18 protein-coding genes are annotated in these 19558 nt (G+C 51.9%); 9 read left to right on the plus strand and 9 right to left on the minus strand.

Translation table 11 applies throughout. The features are described 5' to 3' along the window. Positions 1-172: 172 nt before the first annotated feature. A complete protein-coding gene (locus ACH50O_RS13060) occupies positions 173-2590 on the plus strand; it encodes a TonB-dependent receptor (protein ID WP_446808228.1) in 2418 nt (805 codons plus the stop codon). A gap of 95 nt (positions 2591-2685) precedes the next feature. Here ACH50O_RS13060 and ACH50O_RS13065 read toward each other — a convergent pair whose 3' ends face one another. The 7 genes from ACH50O_RS13065 to nifB all read right to left on the minus strand — a co-directional run bounded on the left by ACH50O_RS13065 (position 2686) and on the right by nifB (position 7750). After that, positions 2686-3291, minus strand: a complete 606-nt coding sequence (locus ACH50O_RS13065) for a nitrogen fixation protein NifQ (protein WP_446808229.1) — start codon at positions 3289-3291, stop codon at positions 2686-2688. 37 nt (positions 3292-3328) lie between these two features. Beyond that, positions 3329-3679 (minus strand): 2Fe-2S iron-sulfur cluster-binding protein, encoded by a 351-nt coding sequence (locus ACH50O_RS13070; protein ID WP_446808230.1) that lies wholly within the window; start codon positions 3677-3679, stop codon positions 3329-3331. A 21-nt stretch (positions 3680-3700) separates the two neighbouring features. Further along, on the minus strand, positions 3701-3988 hold the full coding sequence (locus ACH50O_RS13075; protein ID WP_020484745.1) for a 2Fe-2S iron-sulfur cluster-binding protein: 288 nt from the start codon (positions 3986-3988) through the stop codon (positions 3701-3703). A 188-nt stretch (positions 3989-4176) separates the two neighbouring features. Then, positions 4177-5463: an FprA family A-type flavoprotein gene (locus tag ACH50O_RS13080; RefSeq protein ID WP_446808231.1), complete on the minus strand. Its 1287-nt coding sequence runs from the start codon at positions 5461-5463 to the stop codon at positions 4177-4179. Continuing rightward, entirely contained in the window at positions 5451-5876 is a 426-nt protein-coding gene (locus tag ACH50O_RS13085) for an ArsC/Spx/MgsR family protein (RefSeq protein ID WP_446808232.1), read from the minus strand. The genes ACH50O_RS13080 and ACH50O_RS13085 overlap by 13 nt, the downstream gene beginning before the upstream one ends. Before the next feature lie 5 nt (positions 5877-5881). Beyond that, entirely contained in the window at positions 5882-6166 is a 285-nt protein-coding gene (locus tag ACH50O_RS13090; RefSeq protein ID WP_020484742.1) for a 4Fe-4S dicluster domain-containing protein, read from the minus strand. Positions 6167-6253: 87 nt separating this feature from the next. Beyond that, on the minus strand, positions 6254-7750 hold the full coding sequence (gene nifB / locus ACH50O_RS13095; protein ID WP_446808233.1) for a nitrogenase cofactor biosynthesis protein NifB: 1497 nt from the start codon (positions 7748-7750) through the stop codon (positions 6254-6256). Positions 7751-8053: 303 nt separating this feature from the next. On the opposite strand from nifB, the gene ACH50O_RS13100 reads away from it, so the two are divergent. Continuing rightward, entirely contained in the window at positions 8054-8935 is an 882-nt protein-coding gene (locus ACH50O_RS13100) for a DUF2167 domain-containing protein (protein ID WP_446808234.1), read from the plus strand. A gap of 19 nt (positions 8936-8954) precedes the next feature. Then, positions 8955-9674 (plus strand): site-2 protease family protein, encoded by a 720-nt coding sequence (locus ACH50O_RS13105; RefSeq protein WP_446808235.1) that lies wholly within the window; start codon positions 8955-8957, stop codon positions 9672-9674. Positions 9675-9822: 148 nt separating this feature from the next. Here the strand turns inward: ACH50O_RS13105 and ACH50O_RS13110 are convergent, their stop codons facing one another. After that, positions 9823-11847, minus strand: a complete 2025-nt coding sequence (locus tag ACH50O_RS13110; protein ID WP_446808236.1) for a cache domain-containing protein — start codon at positions 11845-11847, stop codon at positions 9823-9825. Positions 11848-12230: 383 nt separating this feature from the next. Between ACH50O_RS13110 and ACH50O_RS13115 the strand changes: the two genes are divergently transcribed. The 3 genes from ACH50O_RS13115 to ACH50O_RS13125 all read left to right on the plus strand — a co-directional run bounded on the left by ACH50O_RS13115 (position 12231) and on the right by ACH50O_RS13125 (position 14319). Continuing rightward, positions 12231-12983: a peptidase gene (locus ACH50O_RS13115; RefSeq protein WP_446808237.1), complete on the plus strand. Its 753-nt coding sequence runs from the start codon at positions 12231-12233 to the stop codon at positions 12981-12983. A gap of 303 nt (positions 12984-13286) precedes the next feature. Then, positions 13287-14081: a lysophospholipid acyltransferase family protein gene (locus ACH50O_RS13120; protein ID WP_446808238.1), complete on the plus strand. Its 795-nt coding sequence runs from the start codon at positions 13287-13289 to the stop codon at positions 14079-14081. Beyond that, positions 14071-14319, plus strand: coding sequence for a phosphopantetheine-binding protein (locus ACH50O_RS13125; protein ID WP_446812146.1), 249 nt, complete (start codon positions 14071-14073; stop codon positions 14317-14319). Before ACH50O_RS13120 ends, ACH50O_RS13125 begins: the two co-directional genes overlap by 11 nt. 129 nt (positions 14320-14448) lie before the next feature. On the opposite strand, the gene ACH50O_RS13130 is transcribed toward ACH50O_RS13125, so the two are convergent. Further along, positions 14449-16359, minus strand: a complete 1911-nt coding sequence (locus ACH50O_RS13130) for a diguanylate cyclase (protein ID WP_446808239.1) — start codon at positions 16357-16359, stop codon at positions 14449-14451. Positions 16360-17020: 661 nt separating this feature from the next. Between ACH50O_RS13130 and ACH50O_RS13135 the strand changes: the two genes are divergently transcribed. From ACH50O_RS13135 to ACH50O_RS13145, 3 genes are read left to right on the plus strand one after another with little or no spacing between them, the layout of a single operon-like run. After that, positions 17021-18817, plus strand: a complete 1797-nt coding sequence (locus tag ACH50O_RS13135) for an intermembrane phospholipid transport protein YdbH family protein (RefSeq protein ID WP_446808240.1) — start codon at positions 17021-17023, stop codon at positions 18815-18817. Next, positions 18817-19014, plus strand: coding sequence for a YnbE family lipoprotein (locus ACH50O_RS13140; protein WP_446808241.1), 198 nt, complete (start codon positions 18817-18819; stop codon positions 19012-19014). Before ACH50O_RS13135 ends, ACH50O_RS13140 begins: the two co-directional genes overlap by 1 nt. Before the next feature lie 11 nt (positions 19015-19025). Continuing rightward, positions 19026-19367, plus strand: a complete 342-nt coding sequence (locus ACH50O_RS13145; RefSeq protein ID WP_446808242.1) for a YdbL family protein — start codon at positions 19026-19028, stop codon at positions 19365-19367. The last annotated feature ends 191 nt before the right edge of the window (positions 19368-19558 follow it).

Genomic DNA, 19558 nt, shown 5'->3' on the forward strand with positions numbered 1-19558 from the left:
TGCGTTAAATAACAATGTTTTTTTTAAAATTGATCATCTGTTTTCATCTTTTCTCAATTAAATCAATGCTCTTCAATTTTGGCTCTATTCTTGCGGGACTATTGGGATGCCTTCTTGCCTGAAAACTCTTGGCCGACTGCATTTTTTATTGCCCTATTGAGATGTGTTAAACATGCGTAAAAAAACAAAAATCACCACCGTACTATTCATGCTACCGGGCATGATGAGCATACCGCTGACTATCCAGGCGGCCGACAAACCGGAAGCCGCCACTTTAGCCGATGTAGTCGTTAGCGAAACTTCGGAAGACGGCAGACCGGAAACGCCTTCCAAAACCGATTTCGCCACGCCGAAGACCAAAGTCACAAAAAAGGAAATTGAAGAAACCAATGCAGTGACGACTTCCGACTCGATTAAATATGAATCCGGCGTGTTTGTACGGCAACGCTATATCGGTGACCCCAATGCGCCGGTCGGCATGCGCGGCTCGAATCCTTATCAGGGCGGCCGGGTTATGGTTTTTATGGACGGCATGCCAATCTGGAATTCCTTGCAGTACACTTTTAACGGTTCGCCGCGCTGGGGTTTGATCGGCCCGGGCGAAATCAAATCGGTGGACGTATTATCCGGCCCCTTCTCCGCCGAATACAGCGGCAACGCGATGGGCGGCGTGATCAACTTCAATACCCTGTTGCCGCAAAAAAGAGAGATTTATACCGAAGCAACCTATATGTTGCAGCCTTATCAATTCGAAGGCACCAGTAAAAATCTGCAAGGCTTTAAAACCTTCGGCTCATACGGCGATAAATTCGGCGATTTCAGCACCTACTTCTCCTACAACCATCTGGAGAATGAAGGACAGCCGATGACAACCTATAACTACTCGAATACCGCCGGCGCAAACGGCGGCGCACTACAAGCTTATACCTCGGGCGCCGGCTCGGTAAGCGGCGCCTACCTGGAACGCAATCCCAAAGCCATTGGCTCTCAAGCCAACCAAGGCGGCTACGCCGGTCAACCGCGCATTTCCTACGGCGATAGCGGCGTCATGCACTCGGTAGACGACCTCTACAAATGGAAAGGCGGCTATTCGATTAACCCGCAACTGGACGCGTTATTTACGGCGGCGTTCGAAAATTTGGACGTGACCAGCGCTGGCCAAACCTATCTGCATAATGCTGCCGGCACCCCGATATACGGCAATGCCGCCGGCACTACACTTTACAACTACAATGGCTTGCGAGTCGCTCCAACCGCCAGCAACTTCGGCTATAGCACTCAAAACAGACAAACCCTAACGTTGGGCGGCGGTTTAAAAGGCCATCTGTTCGGCGACTGGAATACCGACAGCCATGTCAGCTTCTTCGACGTCCTACATGACCAATCCATTTCCTCGACCTTAAACCCCAGCGACCCGAACAACAGAAATGCCGGGCAAATTACCGATATCGACAGCATGGGCTGGATCAATATTTCCACGAAATTCGACAATCAAGCGTTTTTCGGCCGCAAGGATTTATCGTTCGCCACCGGCTACGAATATCAACATTCGAAAATGTTCACCAGCCAGTACAGCTCAACGAACTACACAAATACCAAGAGAGACAGCCTTTCTCTGCGTAGCGGCGGCGCGACCGACACCTATGGTCTATTCGGACAGTTATCCTGGCGCTTTCTGCCCGATTGGGACGCCACGGTCGGCACCCGTCTGGAACGCTGGAACGTATCGGACGGTATTTATGTGTCCGGTGCCAACAATTATTCGCCGCAAGATCGGCAAGCCTCGACATTCTCGCCGAAATTCTCGTTGGGTTATGAACCGGGCCGCTGGAAATTCCGTTACTCCGTCGGCAAGGCTTATCGCTTCCCATTGGTTGGCGAATTATTCGACAACTCAAACAGTTTGAGAGGCAGCGTCAGCCTGGCAAATTCCTTACTCAAACCGGAAGACGGCACCCACCACAACTTATTGGGCGAATATGACTTCAACAACGGATATATCCGGTTGAATTTGTTTCATGAAAATATCCGCAATGCCATATATAGCTCGTATATTTCAAACTCGGTTTTGATCGCTCAGGATCCCGCGCGATTCGGCAACCTGACAGCCAGCAACTTCAGCAGCACGCTGTCCTCGATTGGCGAAGTCGAAGTCAACGGCATCGATTTGACCATTAATCAGGATCGCATATTCGGCTCGAATTTCGACGTTAAACTGGACACCACCATCCTGAACTCGAAAATCCTGAAGAACGATAACGACCGTAACTACGTCGGCAAAAGTTTCCCGCTGCTACCCGATTATCGAGCCAATCTGCTGACCACCTATCACTACGGCATGGACTGGGATTTTTCGGTGGGCACCCGCTACCAAGGCAGAATGTTTTCCCAGTTGGATAACAAAGATCTACAACTGCCGTATTACGCAGCCTTTACGGAATCGGTCTATGTCGATTTGAAAGCCACCTATCGATTCAATAAAGCCGGCCATATTTCCGCAGGGATAGACAACATCAACGACTACCAAGCGTTCTTTAACCATCCATTACCGCAGCGCACATTCTTTGCACAAGTAGGCTATAAGTTCTAGGCCTTGCTTCCCCCGAAATCGGCTCTAGCAGTCGGTTTCGGGCACGTCACCCTTACATTAGCCAGGCCTTAGACGCGGTTAAGACCACTCTCGGCTCATTCCTCCGCGCCGAAACACTGCGAATAATCCTTACAAACCTCGCAGGACGGCGCCCGGCAGACATACAAGCCTTCCGCTTCGCAAAGCTGCTTGTATAAAAACTTTTTCCATTTCATATCCTTACTATTGCGGATCAGCAATTGCGGAAAGTTGTAGCCCAGCATGGCCGATAAATCGCTACGCGACCATAAGCCTAAATCCTGCCAAAGATGGTCGCTACCCAGGCAGGCCGCCACGATCATCGCTATCAGCCAATCGGTTTCCGTACCGGGATTCGCGGCGAATTGCGCGAGCAGGATTTCCAAATCCCGTTTTTCCAACATCCGACTGTAATCCAAACTGCTACCGGAAAAGGCTTGAGACGCCAAAGCATAACCCGGAAAGTAACTGTCGATAAGCTGTTCAAATTGTGTTGGGTTCAAACCCAGTCTATCGGGAAGCACGCCATCGCCGACGCTCCAACTGGCGATGATTTGTGCCAACCAGACGCTGTTGGGCGACTGGCCGGCACAGGCCATCAGATCCTGATAAATGTGTTGCCGCGACTTAATAACCGAGGGTTCTACCCTATCGTTCGGTGCCATGCTAAGTGTGCAACTCATACTCGATTCTCCGGCCTTTTTAACGATGACGAAGGAATTAATATTCGACGCGAATATCTTCATCCCTAACGATCATTTGACAAGCCAAACGCCATTCCGGCGGCAGGTCGTCGACGATCATCTGCTCCAACTGTTCGGTAGTGACTTTACCGATTTGTTTCAGCAGGGATTTTTCCTTCTCTGTCATCGTGCCACCCATGCGTTCCATCTTTTTATCGATGCTGGTGACGCGGACCGCGCAAGTGCCGCATTCGCCGTCTTCGCATTCGAAATTGATGGGGATCTTGTTTTCCAATGCCAGCTTCAAAATAGTCTGGGTGTGACTGCCGGCAACGGCGTAAACGGTTTTATCCCGGTATTCGGGACTGGTAAAAGTTACTAATGCCATGTGTTACTCCTTTTGCGTTACTTATACTGGTTTAAGGGAAATTTCGCCGCCCAATACTTGCGCTTGGCAAGCCAGACGGTTGTGTTTGCCCGCCATGTTTTCCCGCAAAATTTTGTCTTCCAGTACTGACGGCTCGGTCAGGTTATTCCAACCGGCTGTCACTTTCATAATGCAGGTTCCGCAATCGCCTTCCCGGCAACCGTACGTAATGCCGGAACCTACTTTCTCGGACACCTCAATAACCCGGGTGCCGGCGGGGACGGTAACAGTCACGTTTATATCTTCAAATGTAATGGTCGCTTTGGCCATTGTAAAAACTCCATAAGGTATTGAAAGTAATCTCGGCAGCCTCTAATCTGAGGACTCCCGGTTTGGAATCGAAGCGATTCCCGATTTTCACCGGCCTTGCAGCCGATGAGATCACCGACACGTCCTTGGATCGGTTTAGCCTACGAATACCGCTGTAGGCTCAATAGCAAGCGTCTGTTTAATCCGGTTTACAGGTCCGCAAAATTAATCACCCTCGACTCTCTGACGCCGGTCAATTCCTGAGCCAGCTCCAAGCCGAAGGCTTTACATTCGAGTATCTCGTCGTCGGTCGGAATCAACTTGACGCGCAGGCCCTGGATCGGTACCCTCAGCTTCAAGCCGCGCAAGCGGTCTTCCACCAATCGCACGCCTTCGCCGGTCCAGCCGTAAGAACCGAATACGCCGCCGAGCTTGTTTTTCAGATTGACTACGGTCAGCGAGGACAACAAATCCCAAATCGGCTTGACCGCATCGCCGTTGATGGTGGGCGTGCCCAACACCAGACCGTCGGCCTCTTCGATCAGATCGACAAATGGTGCCACCTCGCCGCCTTCCAGGTCGTAAAGCGATACCCGCACGTCCTCGACCTGCATCGCGCCTTGATAAATCGCTTCCGCCATGCGCCGGGTGTTGCCGTAAGAACTGATATAAAAAATCAGCAGGGTTTTTTGATTGGGTTTCAGTTCGTTATGCAGCGCCGGGGTGGACAGTTGGCGGTAACGCTGAATGTAATGCTGCGGGCGGTCGCGCAATATCGGGCCGTGGGTGGGCGCGATCAATTTCAGCGGCAAGGGTTCGATCAGTTCCAAGGCCCTGACCACGTATTCCTTGAACGGCCGCATGATGTGGGCATAGTAATATTCGAAGGAAAAGCGGAAATCGCCGACCTTGTCGTTGTACAAACGGTTGTCGCAAAAATGGCAGCCGAATACGTCACCGGAAAACAGCATCGCCTCTTCCGGCGCATACGTGCATTGCGTGTCGGGCCAGTGTAAATAGGGGGTGTGCAAAAACTCCAGGCTACGGTCGCCCAAGGACACCTTATCGCCGGTGACCACCGGGGTAAAACTCAACTCGTCCTGCTTCAGTAAGCCTTTCAGCATGGACTGGGCTTTCTGGGAAATGAACAGTTGTGCCTGCGGAGCCCGTTTCATCAACTCCGGCAACGCGCCGGTGTGATCGGGTTCCAAGTGATTGAGGACGATGACCTTAATCTCCGAGTAATCGGCGACACTTTCCAGGCGGGCGAAAAAGTCGTTGGCAAAGCCTTCCTTCACAGTGTCTATTACCGCCACGCCTTCGCTGCCGCGAATCACATAGGCGTTGTAGCTGGTGCCGTTGGCGGTTTTCAGGATGATGTCGAAGGTACGCAGGTTTGGGTCCAGCGCGCCGACCCAATGCACGCGCTCAGATAACGCTACCGCAAGCGGCGCGCCCTCTTCGCTCTCCAATCTGACGCTGTTCACGGCTTGCAAGCCTCGGCATGCGCTTGCTTGGGACAGGTTTCCAAATCCTTGTTCGACGCCAAGGCCGCCAAACCCAACCAAGCATCGACCTGTTGTTGGTCGAACCCGCAGACACGCTGTTCGTTAACCTCCATCAAAGGCCGACGGATCAACAACGGCTGCGCCACCATCAGCGCTATTGCTTCGTCTTCGCTGACGGCGTTTGGATCGACCAACCCTTGTTTGACAGCCGGCGCGCTGCGGTTAAACCAGTCCGCGACCGGCATGTCGCCGAAAAACGAACGTAACTTGCCCTGCTCCCTAGCCCACGGTTGCTGTAACAGATCGTAAACCACCAACAAATGACCGGCGGCACTCAGCAACTGCTTTTGCCGGGTATTATTCAAGCAGCCCGGCTTTTCATAGAAATGCACGGTGGCCATGGCCGTCAATGTGCTTGTAATTCCGCCATCGCCTCCGCCATTTTTTCCGGCGGAATACCGGTCAGCGAGCCGGGCGGGTTAATCGGGACGCCTAACGCGTCGAGAATGGCGCCTTCGATCGGGCAGATACTGGCGCATTGCGTATCCTTATAATCGCCTTCGCACTCGGTGCATTTTTTCGGGTTGATCCTGAAATGCCCGGCTTTTTCGGACATATAGATAGCTTTGCTGGGGCACAAGGGCTCGCAGGCATAACAGTTGACGCAGGATTCGATAATTTGTAAGGCCATGACATTACCTCTTGAGTTTGATGCTTTGACGGTACTCGGATCATTGATCGTCGGGTCAGGCACCAGCCTTGACCCGACTTACGTTGTTTACGCCGTAGCCCGTTCTTCTTGCGGTGCGGCCTCGTCCAACTTGCCGGCGGCAGCCATTTCCTTGTAAACCGCCATCACAGCTTCTTCGATAGGCTCCATTGCGTGCTCGCCGTTGGGCACAATGCCGGCTTTTTCCAGCAAATCCCAAGGCTCATAGCCGATTTTGGAGCACAACACCGCTTCGCAGCCTGCCAGGGAACGAATGGTTTGTTGCAATACGCTCTCGCCGTCGCCGCAGGTATCGTCGCCGCCGCAATACAGATCGGTTTTCCGATGGCTCATGAAACGCACGCCGTTAGGGGATGCTTCGTAGATCAGGAATTCCTTGGCATGCCCGAAGTGCATATTGATGACGCCTTGACCGCTGGTCGCAATCGCCATCAGCACCGGACGGGTGTTCAGCTTGGGCTCGTCGGCATGGCTGGCGGCTTTTTCCACCTTAGCGGCGCGCTTGCTATGCATTTCCTCCGCGATCGCTTCATGGATGACCTTGCGTTTTTCCATCGCCGATTGGTAATCGATTTCCATCGCCTCGATTTTGTCCATCGTAAACTCGTCGCCGCGATCTTCGCCCAACAGACCGACCGCGTCGGCCCGGCATTGCCGGCAGTGACGCATCATATTCATGTCGCCGGAGCAGGAGTCTTGCAGGTCCATCAACTCGTCCTGGGTAGGACCGCGTTGGCCCATCACACCGTAGAACGTGCCGTGTTCAGCTTCGGCGATCAGCGGCATCACGTTATGCAGGAAGGCACCTTTGGCTTTAACGATCTTGCTGACTTCAGCCAAGTGTTTGTCGTTGACGCCGGGGATCATCACCGAGTTGACCTTGACCAAAATGCCTCTGGCCGTCAGCATTTCCAGGCCTTTTTGTTGCTGCTCGATTAAAATCTTCGCGCCTTTCACACCTTTGATGCGTTTGTTTTCCCAGAAAATCCAAGGATAAATTTGCGCACCGATTTCCGGATCAACGCAATTGATCGTAATCGTGACATGGTCGATATTGTGTTTGGCTAGCTCTTCGACCGACTCCGGCAAGGCTAGGCCGTTGGTCGAAACGCACAGTTTGATGTCCGGCGCTTCAGCGCTCAGGCGGCGGAATGTTTCGAAGGTGCGCTCCGGATTGGCCAATGGGTCGCCGGGACCGGCGATACCCAGCACGGTCATTTGCGGAATATTGGCCGCCACCGCCATGGTTTTTTTCACGGCTTGATCGGGCGTCAGCAGCTCGGAAACCACACCGGGACGCGATTCGTTGGAGCAATCGTATTTGCGGTTGCAATAATGGCACTGGATGTTACAAGCCGGCGCCACCGCCACGTGCATACGGGCAAAGTAGTGGTGAGCGTCTTCCGAGTAACAAGGATGGTTTTCCACCTTGGAGCGAATCTCGTCGGACAAATGGCCGAGTTGATCGTCGCTAGTACCGCAAGAATGGGAGGAGCAGCCGCCTGCGCTGGCTGCTGGAGTTTCGTTTAATACTGGCAGTTCCATATTCTTCACCTCACTTGATTGGTTATACAGTGAGAAAGCACAGGCCATGCCAGTTATAAAATTATTTTAAATAACTGATATACATATAGTTTTTATTGATAACGCCGCTGATTGTCGCAAATATCACATGTCAATGTTTGTAAGGACACAAACAAGCGGAGGTAATTAGACGGTATTTACGCAGATTACTGCGTGTTCCCGGAAGCCGGATATTTTTTCGGACAATACAACAGGCACCACTTGCAGAATGAGATTAGCCAACTACTATACGATGATCATTAACTAATCCGTTAGAGGCTCGACATGCTGTATCGGCTGCCTGGTATCGTAATTTTCATTTTTCCTCTACTTTTTGGTGCGCAAGTATCGGCGCAAAGCATCGACAGCCAAATCACGGCCGAACAGTTTCTGGCCTCGCTAAAGTTCCAGGAAGGCAAAATCGAACTGCCGGGCAGTATCGCCACATTAAACTTACCCAACTCGTTTCGCTATCTGGCCCCGAACGACACCGAACGGGTACTGACTCAAGGCTGGGGCAATCCACCCGGCCCCGCCACGCTCGGCATGATATTGCCGACGGCGGTCAATCCGCTTGGTGCCAACGGCTGGGGCGTTATCATTACTTACGAGGAAGACGGCCATGTGAACGACAACGACGCCGACAGTATCGACTACGACAACCTATTAAAAGAAATGCAGGAAGCCATGCCGCAGGAAAGCGAAGAGCGAAAAAAACAGGGTTACGATGGCTTGACCTTGATCGGCTGGGCGGAGAAACCCACCTACGATAGAGTTAGCCATAAACTGTATTGGGCCAAGGAACTCGCTTCCGATCGCGGCGATCAGCATTCGCTGAACTACAATATTCGCGTCCTCGGCCGGAAAGGCGTACTGGTGCTAAACGCGGTGGCAGGCATAAATCAGATCGACGCGATTAAAACGGAAATGCAAAACGTGGTGGCTTTCACCAATTTTAATCCCGGCAATGCGTACGGCGATTTCAACGAAAGTACCGACCAGGTCGCCGCTTACGGTATCGCCGCATTGGTAGCCGGCGGCGCCGCAGCCAAGCTGGGTGTTTTCGCCAAGCTGTTTGCATTGGCAATTGCGTTTAAAAAATTCGTTATTTTGGGAGTCGTCGGCATCGGCGCCGTACTGAAAAACTGGTTCGGCCGTAAAAAATAAGCGCACTAAGGTAATCAAGATGAGCAAGCTTTTAGCATGGTTGTTCGCCGCCGGGAAACTGGGCAAACTCCTCACCACTGGCGGCACCATGATCATTTCCATGGCCGCCTACGCCATGCTCTACGGTTGGCAATATGCAGCGGGTTTCGTGCTGTTACTGTTTTTTCATGAAATGGGCCACTACATAGCGGCCCGCCAACGCGGACTGGAAGTCGGCGCGCCGACTTTCATTCCTTTCGTCGGCGCCTGGATCCAGCTAAAAAAGCTACCTCATGACGTACACACGGAGGCCTACGTTGGCATCGCCGGGTCGCTGGTCGGTACGCTGGCGGCGGTGGCCTGTTATGGGTTGGCGCGCGGCAGCGGCAATTCGCTGCTGCTGGCGCTGGCGTATTCCGGATTCATGATCAACCTGTTCAACATGATTCCGATCTCGCCGCTGGACGGCGGCCGCATTACAGCGATCATCTCGCCCAAGGTCTGGTTGCTGGGCGCGCCCTTGCTGGCGGCCTTGTTTTTATACAATCCCAGCTCGATGCTGATCCTGATCGCGATCATGGCGTTTCCGCAGATCAAGCTGGCACTGCAAAAAGACGGGGCGGCGTCGGCAATGCCCGCCGGCTATTATGATGCCCCACTCAATTTACGCATCAACTACGCTGCGTATTACTTCGTCTTAACGGGCTATCTCGCGATCATGAGTTACGAAGTACACGGCATGTTAAGCGGGATTCATTGATTCAGCCTGTTCGGAACGTCCGGCAAACCAGCCTTATAAGTCTGTGCGGTGCCAAAAGTCACTCGGCAGCGGCCGTTACATGTAAGCGCAGTGCGAATTTATTCGAACTGCCGGAATTAAGCGTCGCATCCAATCGCTGCGCTCCCCATCAAAACGGGATGAATATCACCGCCATTACATCGTTACGATAGGCATCCGCCACTTTATATTCGCGATATCCTTTGGATGCTGCTATGCCCAACACGTAATTCACGCCTTGGTACTGGACAATCTTCGACAGGCGTTGACCGGCTTTCAAACTAAAACAGGCATCGTCCAAATCCAGCTTATCGCCTATTTTGAGCATGGCATTATTGGCAACCCCGATAATACTTTTGTCCGGCGCCGCAAACACCGCAAAACAACCGGCAAAAACTTTGCTGTGCTTATCTCTCGGCAACACATCGTTCAGCATGGATTGAAACTGCGGCTCGCTGTCGAACACAATGCCGATGCCGCCCAAGATTTGTTTCGGGTTGTCCAAATCCGTAATGGCGGCATTGTAAATATAGGTGTGCCGTTCCCGATACAACGGCGTCGTCGCAAACGAGGAAACGCTATAGCTCTGAGCATCGCCGTTTTTTAAAGCCTCGGCCGCGCCACTGGCCTCATCTAACATCATCCCGACCAGTGCTTGTTGTTTCGGATCGGATACCGCCAAAATCCTACCGTGGCGATCATAGAGATAAAGATTGGTGTAAACCGTATACAGCGCATTGATGTATTGCAGAATTTCGGTAATCTGCCGGGAGGCGACAAATGATAAATCCGTGCCGGCCAGGCAACGCCGAAACGCGGAAGTCAGCGCCCACCAACGGCAATCGTTGGCGCGTTCGTACAAATTGCGATCCATGATGTCAACGGCCAGCGAAGCTAAAAACCCCGCGTTGTTCAAATGCGAAGACATTACCGTTACTTCCTGTAAACAGTTTACCGAAGCGGTAAAAATACCCGTGATATCGCTGCCGATTTGCTTGATCGCTTCCAGCACCGGCATGAACTCGGCCGCCTTTTTCCGGGCGGAGGCAATTTGGCCGTTCAGCACCAGCAAACCCAAATCGGTGTTGATGTCTGCCGATGCTTTGCGGATATCGCGCAGCTCCTTGGGAAAGGTACTGGCTTGATCGATGATGTCGACATAATTATTTGCCGATGCCGACGATTCGTCGTTGCTAAACGCTTTATCCAGCGCAGTCATCATCAATCCGCGCCAGCCTAGGCCGAAAAATCCCTGATATCCGGTCGTACTACGGGTATTGATAATATAATCCTGCCGCCTATAGCTAACAATCCGCACCGGCTGATCGCTCTTCAGCCCGGTATTCAAGGGCAATAAGCGTTCGTCGCTGCTGGCGATTACCCGGCCTTCGGCATTGGTTATCGCTATCGTGCCGTGATCTCCCGGCATCAACAATCCGTCGAAAATCCCCTTCATCTCGTCGTCGAATCGAAAACACAGACACAAAACCCCCAAGATCTCGGAATGCTTATCATCGGTGCGCGTGATTTTGCAGGAATAAATCAACGAATGCAGGCGATTGCTCTGGATATCCGTATAGCGAAACGTTTCCAGATAATCTTGATCGCTTGCCAGGGTTTCCGCCAATAAGGGATCGTTGGAAAATCGTATCGGATTGATCTTGTTCAGATGGGCTTTCATCCGGCCCTGGGTATCGAACACAATGATTTCGTCGTAGACGCTGTATTTTTTCACATACTCTTGCAGCCGATTTTCGATGAACAGTTCTTGCTCGGCACTCGGTTGTTCCAATATCAGGAACTCCCTAATATCTTGGTCGGTCGCTAGAAAACCCACGTCGGCGGTACGCTCAAATAAATTTCGAATCAGCAGATCGATTGCAACTTGCGCTTTCGATGAATTATCCAGCACCAATTTCTGCACATTTTCTATCAGCAGATTGCGGGTCAGCTGTTTCTGAAGTTCGCCGAACTTATTCTGGGTACGATGCATATCGTCCAGAATCGTGGTCGCCACGTTGTGGCTGTTAATTTTACCGATGAGCGCAATCTTGCCCCACCAATCGTTCAAGGCAGCCAATTTGCTTTCGAAGTTTTTTACGACCGGCATCGCCGACAACAGCTTGGCCGACTGAGTTTCCAACAGTGCATTCATAAGTTTCCTTTACTTACGGTTGAGAAATAACGATCCATCAGAGCGCGAGAAAAATACCGGCATTAGTGTAGTCGTAAAAACTGAGGAATCCGTCTTGGCGCCTAATAAGCACTATCCGCACCAAATCTCCGAAAACGCCATTCTTCCTGGTTTAGCGCTTAAAATTCCGATTTGACGCCAGATCAGTTGCACCAAAGATTAGCAGGCACGCACCAATAATATCCCGACTAAACTTGGCAAAATTGCCTTATTCCAGCCACGTCAAACCAGCCACCGGGCCAAAAGCTTTCCGCTTGGCCATGCGTTTAATCGAGACTAGACTTGGCCTTTCTCGCGCATCTTTAGTACACTGCCGACACCCCTAATTTTCAGGCGCAGAGCGTATGACATACTGTATCGCTGTCTCTCTAAAGGACGGACTGGTATTAACTTCGGATTCCAGAACCAACGCCGGCATCGACAATGTCAGCATTTACGGCAAAATGCATGCATTTACCACCGCATCCGATCGTAAGATCGTGTTGCTGAGCGCGGGCAATCTGGCTACCACGCAGGCGGTAATCGACCAATTGAAACGCGACATCAAGGAAGAAGCCGAGCTAAGTCTGGATAGCGTACGTTATTTATCGGAAGCGGCCGCCTATCTGGGCCGAATCAGTGTGGAAAAACAACGCCGCCATGTGGATGCCGGGCAAAGCAGCTTTAATCCCTCGGCCACCTTTATCCTGGCCGGGCAAATCGGTCAGGAACCGCACGGTGCATATTTGGTATACCCGGAAGGCAATTGCATCACCACCTCCCGGCAGACCCCGTATCTGCAAATCGGCGAAAACAAATACGGCAAGCCGGTGCTGGATAGGTTTTTAAAAATCGACACCTCGCTGCACGAGGCCGGCCGCTGCTGCTTGATTTCGATGGACTCGACCATGCGCAGCAACGCCAGCGTCGGCGCACCGGTTGAGCTGTTGATTTATCACAAAGACAGCCTAGCGCTGGACGAGTACTACTGCTTCCAGGAAGACAACGAATATTTGAGCCAAATCCGCAAAATGTGGCACGAAAAACTGAAACAAGCATTCGCCACCCTACCGCAGTTCGGCAAGGAAGATTCTCGCCCGTTGCCGGGTTGGTTATAAACGGCAAAGCCTCAGCCGATGAGACGCATAAGCCTTTAGAGCATAAAGCAATCATGCGTTTTTATCGGATCGGGCAACTAGCCAACGACAAACGCGCCGTCCACGAAATGGACAGTGACAGGATTTAGATCCGTTCCCCTCATCAGCGACTGAACAACAGCGGCAACAAGCAAGCAGTAAGTTTGGGTTTACGTCTACCACTCGTCACGACGGCGAACAACCGCTACAATTGCCGGCCTTTATCAAACTCCTGCTATTCGACCAAGCCATGCCGCAGCTGGTCGATCGGGGCCGCAAACGGCAATGGCGAAAACTTTCATTCAAAATATCGATTACGGCTGGCGTTTGCTGGCCACCGCCATCAGCTTTACCAGCTTTGGGATCGGCGGCGTCTTACTCTGGCTACTGGTATTTCCGCTGTTGGCAATATGGCCGGGCAGCCGGCCACAAAAAGCCTGTCGCGCCCAATACACCGTGCATATGAGTTTTTATCTGTTTATCGGTTTAATGCACCGACTGGGCGTGATGACTTACGAAGTCATCGGTCTGGAGAAACTCAACCGCCCCGGCCAATTGATCGTCGCCAATCATCCGACCCTGGTGGACGTGGTGTTTCTACTCAGCCGCATCAAACAAGCCAACTGTATCGTCAAAGCCAGCCTGCGGCGCAACCCGGCGATGCGCGGACCGATCTTGAACGCCGGCTATATCAGCAATGCCGATTCGGAAACCATGGTTAACGACTGCGCTTCCTGGCTAAGCGACGGCGGCGCCATGATTATTTTCCCGGAAGGTACCCGCTCGGTACCGGGCCAGCCTTACCGTTTTCAACGCGGCGCCGCGGCGATTGCCTTGCAAGCCGGTAGTATAATCACTCCCGTGACACTGACGTGCGTACCCAGCACGCTGACTAAAAATCAAGCTTGGCATCAAATACCGGCGCAACGGTTTCATTTAAAAATGGTAGTCAACGACGACATCGATCCGCAGCCGTTCCGGGATTTACAGCCACGTTCAATCGCGGTGAGACGTTTGACCCACTATTTACAGGATTATTTTACCCAACAGCGAGAACGCCATGAGCGAGATGGAAACTGAAATAAAGCGCCTGATTATCGACACGCTAGCGCTGGAAGATGTCAATGCGGCGGATATCGACAGCAATGCTGCGCTGTTTAACGACGGCCTGGGCCTGGACTCCATCGACGCTCTGGAGCTGGGATTGGCGATTCGCAAAACCTATCAGGTTAAAATTGATGCCGAACAAGACGACGTGGTAAAAATTTTCGCCTCGGTGGCGACATTGGCCCGGTTTATCGAATCCGCGCGCGGCTGAGCGTTTTGCCGAATCGAGGATCAATTTTAGGCGCCATTCATACTTATACAGCCGAAACAGACTCAACGGCCATCGTGCGGACACCCGTTTACCACGACGACCTCGGTCGCTAAATGCAGTGTAGGCGACCTACAAAGTCATGCAATCCTGACGCGGTTGCGAAAAACTACAGACTTTGTTGCGGCCGGTTTTTTTGGCTTGATAAAGCGCTTTGTCGGCCAGGTTTAGTAAACTGCTGACGCTGGTGTTCATATCCGTGAGGGTGGCCACGCCGATAGAAACGGTAAAATGCAAATCCTGGCCAGACTCCAGCAAAATAGGACTTTCAGCGATCACCGTGCGCAGCCGTTCCGCCACATCCACGGCTCTGTCGTGGCGGGTTTCCGGCAATAAAATCGCGAACTCTTCGCCACCCATGCGGCCGGGCACGTCAATCTCCCGCAATAATTCCACCAAGATGCCGCCTAATTTTTGTAGTGCCTGATCGCCAGCCGAATGTCCGTAATCGTCGTTAACCGCTTTAAAGTGGTCGATATCCAGCATCAATATCGATAAGGCATTGCCGTAACGGCAGCTGCGCGCCAATTCCGCTTCGCCTTGTTCCATGAAATAACGCCGGTTGGCTATACCGGTCAAATAGTCGATGCGCGCCTGCCGCTCCAATTCCGCCTGTAAGGCTTTGTTTTCACTGATGTCGCGCACAAATGCACAGTTGTATTCCGCGCCTTCGAAAATCAAATAATTCGCCGCAATCTCCACCGGTATTTCCCGGCCGTCCTTGCAGCGATGGGTGGCTTCCGTCTTCAGCGCGCCCTTTTGCTTCACTTCTTGCCAATGCGCCGGCCAGCTTTCGGCGGGAAAATGCGGATCTATATCCATCACCGAAAAACTCAGCAATTCCTCGCGGCTGTAGCCCAAAACTTGGCAGGCGGTATTGTTAACAAACTGAATGCGGCCATCCGCAGTCAGCCAATACAAACAATCGGTGACTCTATCCACCGAGAACTGGGTCAAATGCAAAGCTTTTTCCGCGAGTTTACGCTCGGTGACATCGTTGTAAATCGAGACGATTTCGCCACCCGGCAGCCTATAGACGTAGTTTTCCCGCCAGCCCTGAATACGCTGATCGGCATAATATGCCGGCGGAAACGCTTCGGGTTGCCCCGTTTTAGCCACACGCCACAAAACCTCCAGCAAACCGAACTCGTATATGCCCGGAAACATCTCCGTGAGTTTTTTACCTATCAATTCCTTACGCGTGATTTTTTCTATCTGCTCGGCGGCTTTATTGAAGCCTATGATGATGAAATCGCGACCGTCGTCGCTCACTCGATATACCGCGACACCGCTACTCATGTTTTTGAATAACGCCGACAAGCGGGCCTCACTGGCCGCCAAAGCGCGTTTTTCCGCCAGCAATTGCTGATTGTTTTGAATTAACTGGTCGGTTCTTTGCTCGACGCGCAGGTTAAGTTCGTTGTTCAGCGTGGCCAACTCCGCCGCGGCCCGTTGTTGCCGTAAACGATCCAAACCGTTGTTGGCAAAAGCCTGCGCCAACTCCACGTACATCTTGGTGATGGTCTGCAAGCGCTGTTTGGAGATCACGGGAACTTTGGCGATGGCTTGCAGGTAGCTATTTTCGTCGAAACCGTATTGCGCGGCCTGACGGCGAAAAAACTCTAGATCGGGCGGCGCGGTAAAGCATTGGCCGGTAAAAATATTGGCGACATGCTGCCCATCGACAATAATCGGCATAGCCGCATCCACCAAACCGTTTAAGCAGCCATAGATCGCGAAAGCTTCGCCTTGCAGCATACTTTTCGCTAAAGCGGTGTCGCTTTCTATACAGTTTGCACCGGTTTTAACATGGCAGCGGTGAAACTTAACGCAAGCTTCCTGCCAACCGGAACTGGTAATGACCACCCCTTCTGTATCTATGATTGCATTGGCTATGCCGATAACCTGATTAAGGCTATTCATCAGCGTCTGCAAACTTGCGAGATCGACAAGTTCGGCGTATTTGATGGTTTGATCGGCCATTGGCAAGTCTGGAATCTAACAGTTAAATAAACAGGCTGTCGTTAAACGTGATAATAGCAGCATTCGGTTGCGGCGGAACTTAAAAAACACTGAACATTATAGGCAGTGATTAACGATCACCAGCCACGATGTGCTTAGCTTTACATCGAATATCGACTTAGCTAGCGAACTATGGCGCCACACTTTGGCACTTATATACCTTTTTCCGGGGTCTCGTCCGCTCCAAATCAGCTTAGCAGCATCGCATAATTGGCGTAAAACCTGGCTTTGTAGGCGGCGCCAATTTATCCGGCACATCGCCGTGCATCGATTTTGTCCGAGAATTATCCGATCGGTACCAGCGCTATCGACACAAACGAAAGATATCATCTTGATGTCAAGATGCAGGTTATTCTGTGTTGGGATAGGGTTTGATTTGTTTAATCTGTTTGCCGGTTGCAACGCGGGAATTGGCCGTAAAGTATCCCGCAAATTTAAGACGGCCGGACTATGGCAAAGCCAACGCCTATAATCGCAACTAATCGATAACCAGCCATAACGTTTTTGCAGCCGAATTACCGCCTTTATTCAGTCATCCGTAACCATGACACTACCCCATACCCCAAAAGATTCGAAACGGAGCTATTCACGGCGGCGAACGTTTGCCGCTACGTTAACCACTGTGATATTGCTTTGCTTGGCGATGTGGTGGCAACGTTCAAATCTGATCGAGTTACTGCTGCAACAGGCGCTGAAAAAATCTGCGTTAACGTCACCGTCGCTGTCGGGACTTTCCTTCGATTTTAAGCAAGCCCAACTCTCGAATATCGGTTTCGGCCTGGCAACTCCTAGCGGCGAGCTATCCGTCGCCTTGCAGGACATTACAGCCGAGTACGACCTGAAAAACCGCACCGTCAATACTCTCAGCATCGGCCGCGCCGAGGTGAAATTCCACTACCAATCAAAAGAAAATACCGTAACGAACGCAACGGAAGACTCTGCCGCCATCAGCCTGCCGCTGAACCGCTTAAACATCGAAAAACTGGAAATGAACATCGATACGCCCTGGGGGATGAGCCGATTCTCCGGCCAGGCCGACCTAAAGTGCGACGCAACCGACTTGATCGAAGCAAAGTTTCAGGATGCCCAACAATCGATTCGGCTGACAATCGACCCCGGATTCAGTGCCGCCGTGCTCAGTCTCGAACGGCTACCAAACGGTAAGGTTTTCGAATTGCATACCACGCAGTTGAAACCGCCCGCCAAACAACTCAAGTTAGATGCCGGCGCACTTGCATTTATTGACTGGTTTAGTACCAGCTTATTGATACCGGATGCTTTAAGGGCAAAAACGCCAAGATCCGACATATCGAAGCTAAGCCCGTTACTCGGCTCTACACAATTGAGCGTATTCGCCCAAACGCCGGATAATTTCGCGACACTCACTGCCGGTGCCTTACTGAAGCGGGATAAGCTGTCTCTGCTGACTATCGATATGTCGATGGCACAGGACCAAAGCTTGAATGTTAACGGTCGGCTAGACATGGCTGCCACGGAAGCATTCGAATTAATTAAGCCTTGGTTGCCCGCTACCGCCGCCAGTTGGACGCTTTCCGGCGGCGCAATACAAGGAAACCTCACATTGCGCCGACCGGCCAAACAAGACGCTTCCGGCTCGGCCCAGTTGAACGTCAGCGATTTGGCGATGACGGCCGGTGCGGCGAGGATCGAAAAAGGCAGCGTCACATTGCATATGCCGGAATTAGCCGATAGAACTGTAGACTTTTCGGCTGAGATACCAGCGCTGAATCTAGGCAAGGAACTGGCGGCCGGCAATCTTAAAATAAACGCGCGCTATCTTGATCAGTCATTGACACTAAATCAAGCCAGCTTAGCGATATTCGGCGGCATTCTGGAATTGATGCCGGACAAAATACAATTAGAGCAGTTGCCCATACGGTTGACCTTGCGTTTGCGTAGCGTGGATCTGTCGCAACTATTGGCTAGCCTGCATTACCCGAATATTTCCGGAACCGGCAATATCGACGGTGAATTGCCGTTGCAACTATCCGCCGGATCTATCGACCTGCAGGATGGCGCTGTCAGCGGGACGCGTCCGGGTGTGTTACGCTATGCCGGACCGGTCGCGGATAGTGAAAATATTGCGTTTAAGGCGCTACGGAATCTGGTATATCAAAATCTACAAGCCAAGGTAAATTATCGCCCCAATGGCGATTATCATCTGGGTTTGCGTTTGGAGGGCAGTAACCCGGAGGTGCTCTCCGGACATCCGCTGGCATTTAACCTGAATATCAGCGGCCAACTGCCAGAGCTACTGCAAAAAGGTATTTTAGCCGGCGATTTCGAACGGACTATTTTGGAACAGGCTACCGCCAAACCAAAGGATGTTGAAAAATTTCCGCCCCCCCCAGAGGGGAATCAACAACCCAAGCCGCCGTCGGCGGAACGGAGAAATTAATGAATTGGAAAGCGCCAACCTGCGCGGCCATCTTGTGCAGCAGCACCTATATAACAGGGTGTTCACCCTCCGTCAGGCTGGAAGCGCCGGACAAACCGATTGAAATTAATATGAACGTCAAGATCGAACACGAAATTCGTTTGAAAGTGGAAAAAGACGTAGACGAATTGATCACCAACCAGAAAGGCTTGTTTTAAAGGAGCAACCGATGAAAAACAAAAAATTGCTGTCACTTTTGGCACCGTTGTTTCTTGGCTTATGCTTGGTCACCATGTCGGTGAACGCCGCCGATCTGGCTACGGCGAAATCCGCGGGACTGGTTGGCGAACAGATGAACGGCTTCCTGGGCTTGGTTAAACCGGATGCCCCTTCCGACGTACAAGCATTGGTTAAAAGCATCAACGCCCAGCGTCAGGCGGAATACCAACGCATCGCCGCCAAAAATGGCGTGCCCGCAGAAGAGGTTGCCAGACTGACCGCGCAAAAGGTGATCGGACAGGCTGCGTCAGGACAATTCGTGGAAACGCCGACCGGTTGGACGCAACGTTAAATTTAAAACATCCTGCCGACGGTGTTTGAGTGTAGCACTTGCTGCGGGGGTTCAATATTCGGACAGTGGTACTAATAAGTCATATTTAGCTATCTCCCGACCTAAACATGAGCATCACCAGCACCACTTCGGAGAAGTTACCTTGCGATCAAGCTTAGTCAAGCAAGGACTCCTTGTATCGCGGAGACTGC

It is taken from the genome of Methylomonas sp. 2BW1-5-20 (assembly GCF_052474515.1).

Excerpts from the sequence above, each read along its gene's own strand:
- ACH50O_RS13100 (WP_446808234.1), top strand. The coding sequence starts at position 8,054 with ATGCTGTATCGGCTGCCTGGTATCGTAATTTTCATTTTTCCTCTACTT.
- ACH50O_RS13065 (WP_446808229.1), bottom strand. The coding sequence starts at position 3,291 with ATGAGTTGCACACTTAGCATGGCACCGAACGATAGGGTAGAACCCTCG.
- ACH50O_RS13140 (WP_446808241.1), top strand. The coding sequence starts at position 18,817 with ATGAATTGGAAAGCGCCAACCTGCGCGGCCATCTTGTGCAGCAGCACC.
- ACH50O_RS13130 (WP_446808239.1), bottom strand. The coding sequence starts at position 16,359 with ATGGCCGATCAAACCATCAAATACGCCGAACTTGTCGATCTCGCAAGT.
- ACH50O_RS13120 (WP_446808238.1), top strand. The coding sequence starts at position 13,287 with ATGGCGAAAACTTTCATTCAAAATATCGATTACGGCTGGCGTTTGCTG.
- ACH50O_RS13125 (WP_446812146.1), top strand. The coding sequence starts at position 14,071 with ATGGAAACTGAAATAAAGCGCCTGATTATCGACACGCTAGCGCTGGAA.
- ACH50O_RS13110 (WP_446808236.1), bottom strand. The coding sequence starts at position 11,847 with ATGAATGCACTGTTGGAAACTCAGTCGGCCAAGCTGTTGTCGGCGATG.
- ACH50O_RS13090 (WP_020484742.1), bottom strand. The coding sequence starts at position 6,166 with ATGGCCTTACAAATTATCGAATCCTGCGTCAACTGTTATGCCTGCGAG.
- ACH50O_RS13105 (WP_446808235.1), top strand. The coding sequence starts at position 8,955 with ATGAGCAAGCTTTTAGCATGGTTGTTCGCCGCCGGGAAACTGGGCAAA.
- ACH50O_RS13115 (WP_446808237.1), top strand. The coding sequence starts at position 12,231 with ATGACATACTGTATCGCTGTCTCTCTAAAGGACGGACTGGTATTAACT.
- ACH50O_RS13085 (WP_446808232.1), bottom strand. The coding sequence starts at position 5,876 with ATGGCCACCGTGCATTTCTATGAAAAGCCGGGCTGCTTGAATAATACC.
- ACH50O_RS13075 (WP_020484745.1), bottom strand. The coding sequence starts at position 3,988 with ATGGCCAAAGCGACCATTACATTTGAAGATATAAACGTGACTGTTACC.
- ACH50O_RS13060 (WP_446808228.1), top strand. The coding sequence starts at position 173 with ATGCGTAAAAAAACAAAAATCACCACCGTACTATTCATGCTACCGGGC.
- ACH50O_RS13145 (WP_446808242.1), top strand. The coding sequence starts at position 19,026 with ATGAAAAACAAAAAATTGCTGTCACTTTTGGCACCGTTGTTTCTTGGC.
- nifB (WP_446808233.1), bottom strand. The coding sequence starts at position 7,750 with ATGGAACTGCCAGTATTAAACGAAACTCCAGCAGCCAGCGCAGGCGGC.
- ACH50O_RS13070 (WP_446808230.1), bottom strand. The coding sequence starts at position 3,679 with ATGGCATTAGTAACTTTTACCAGTCCCGAATACCGGGATAAAACCGTT.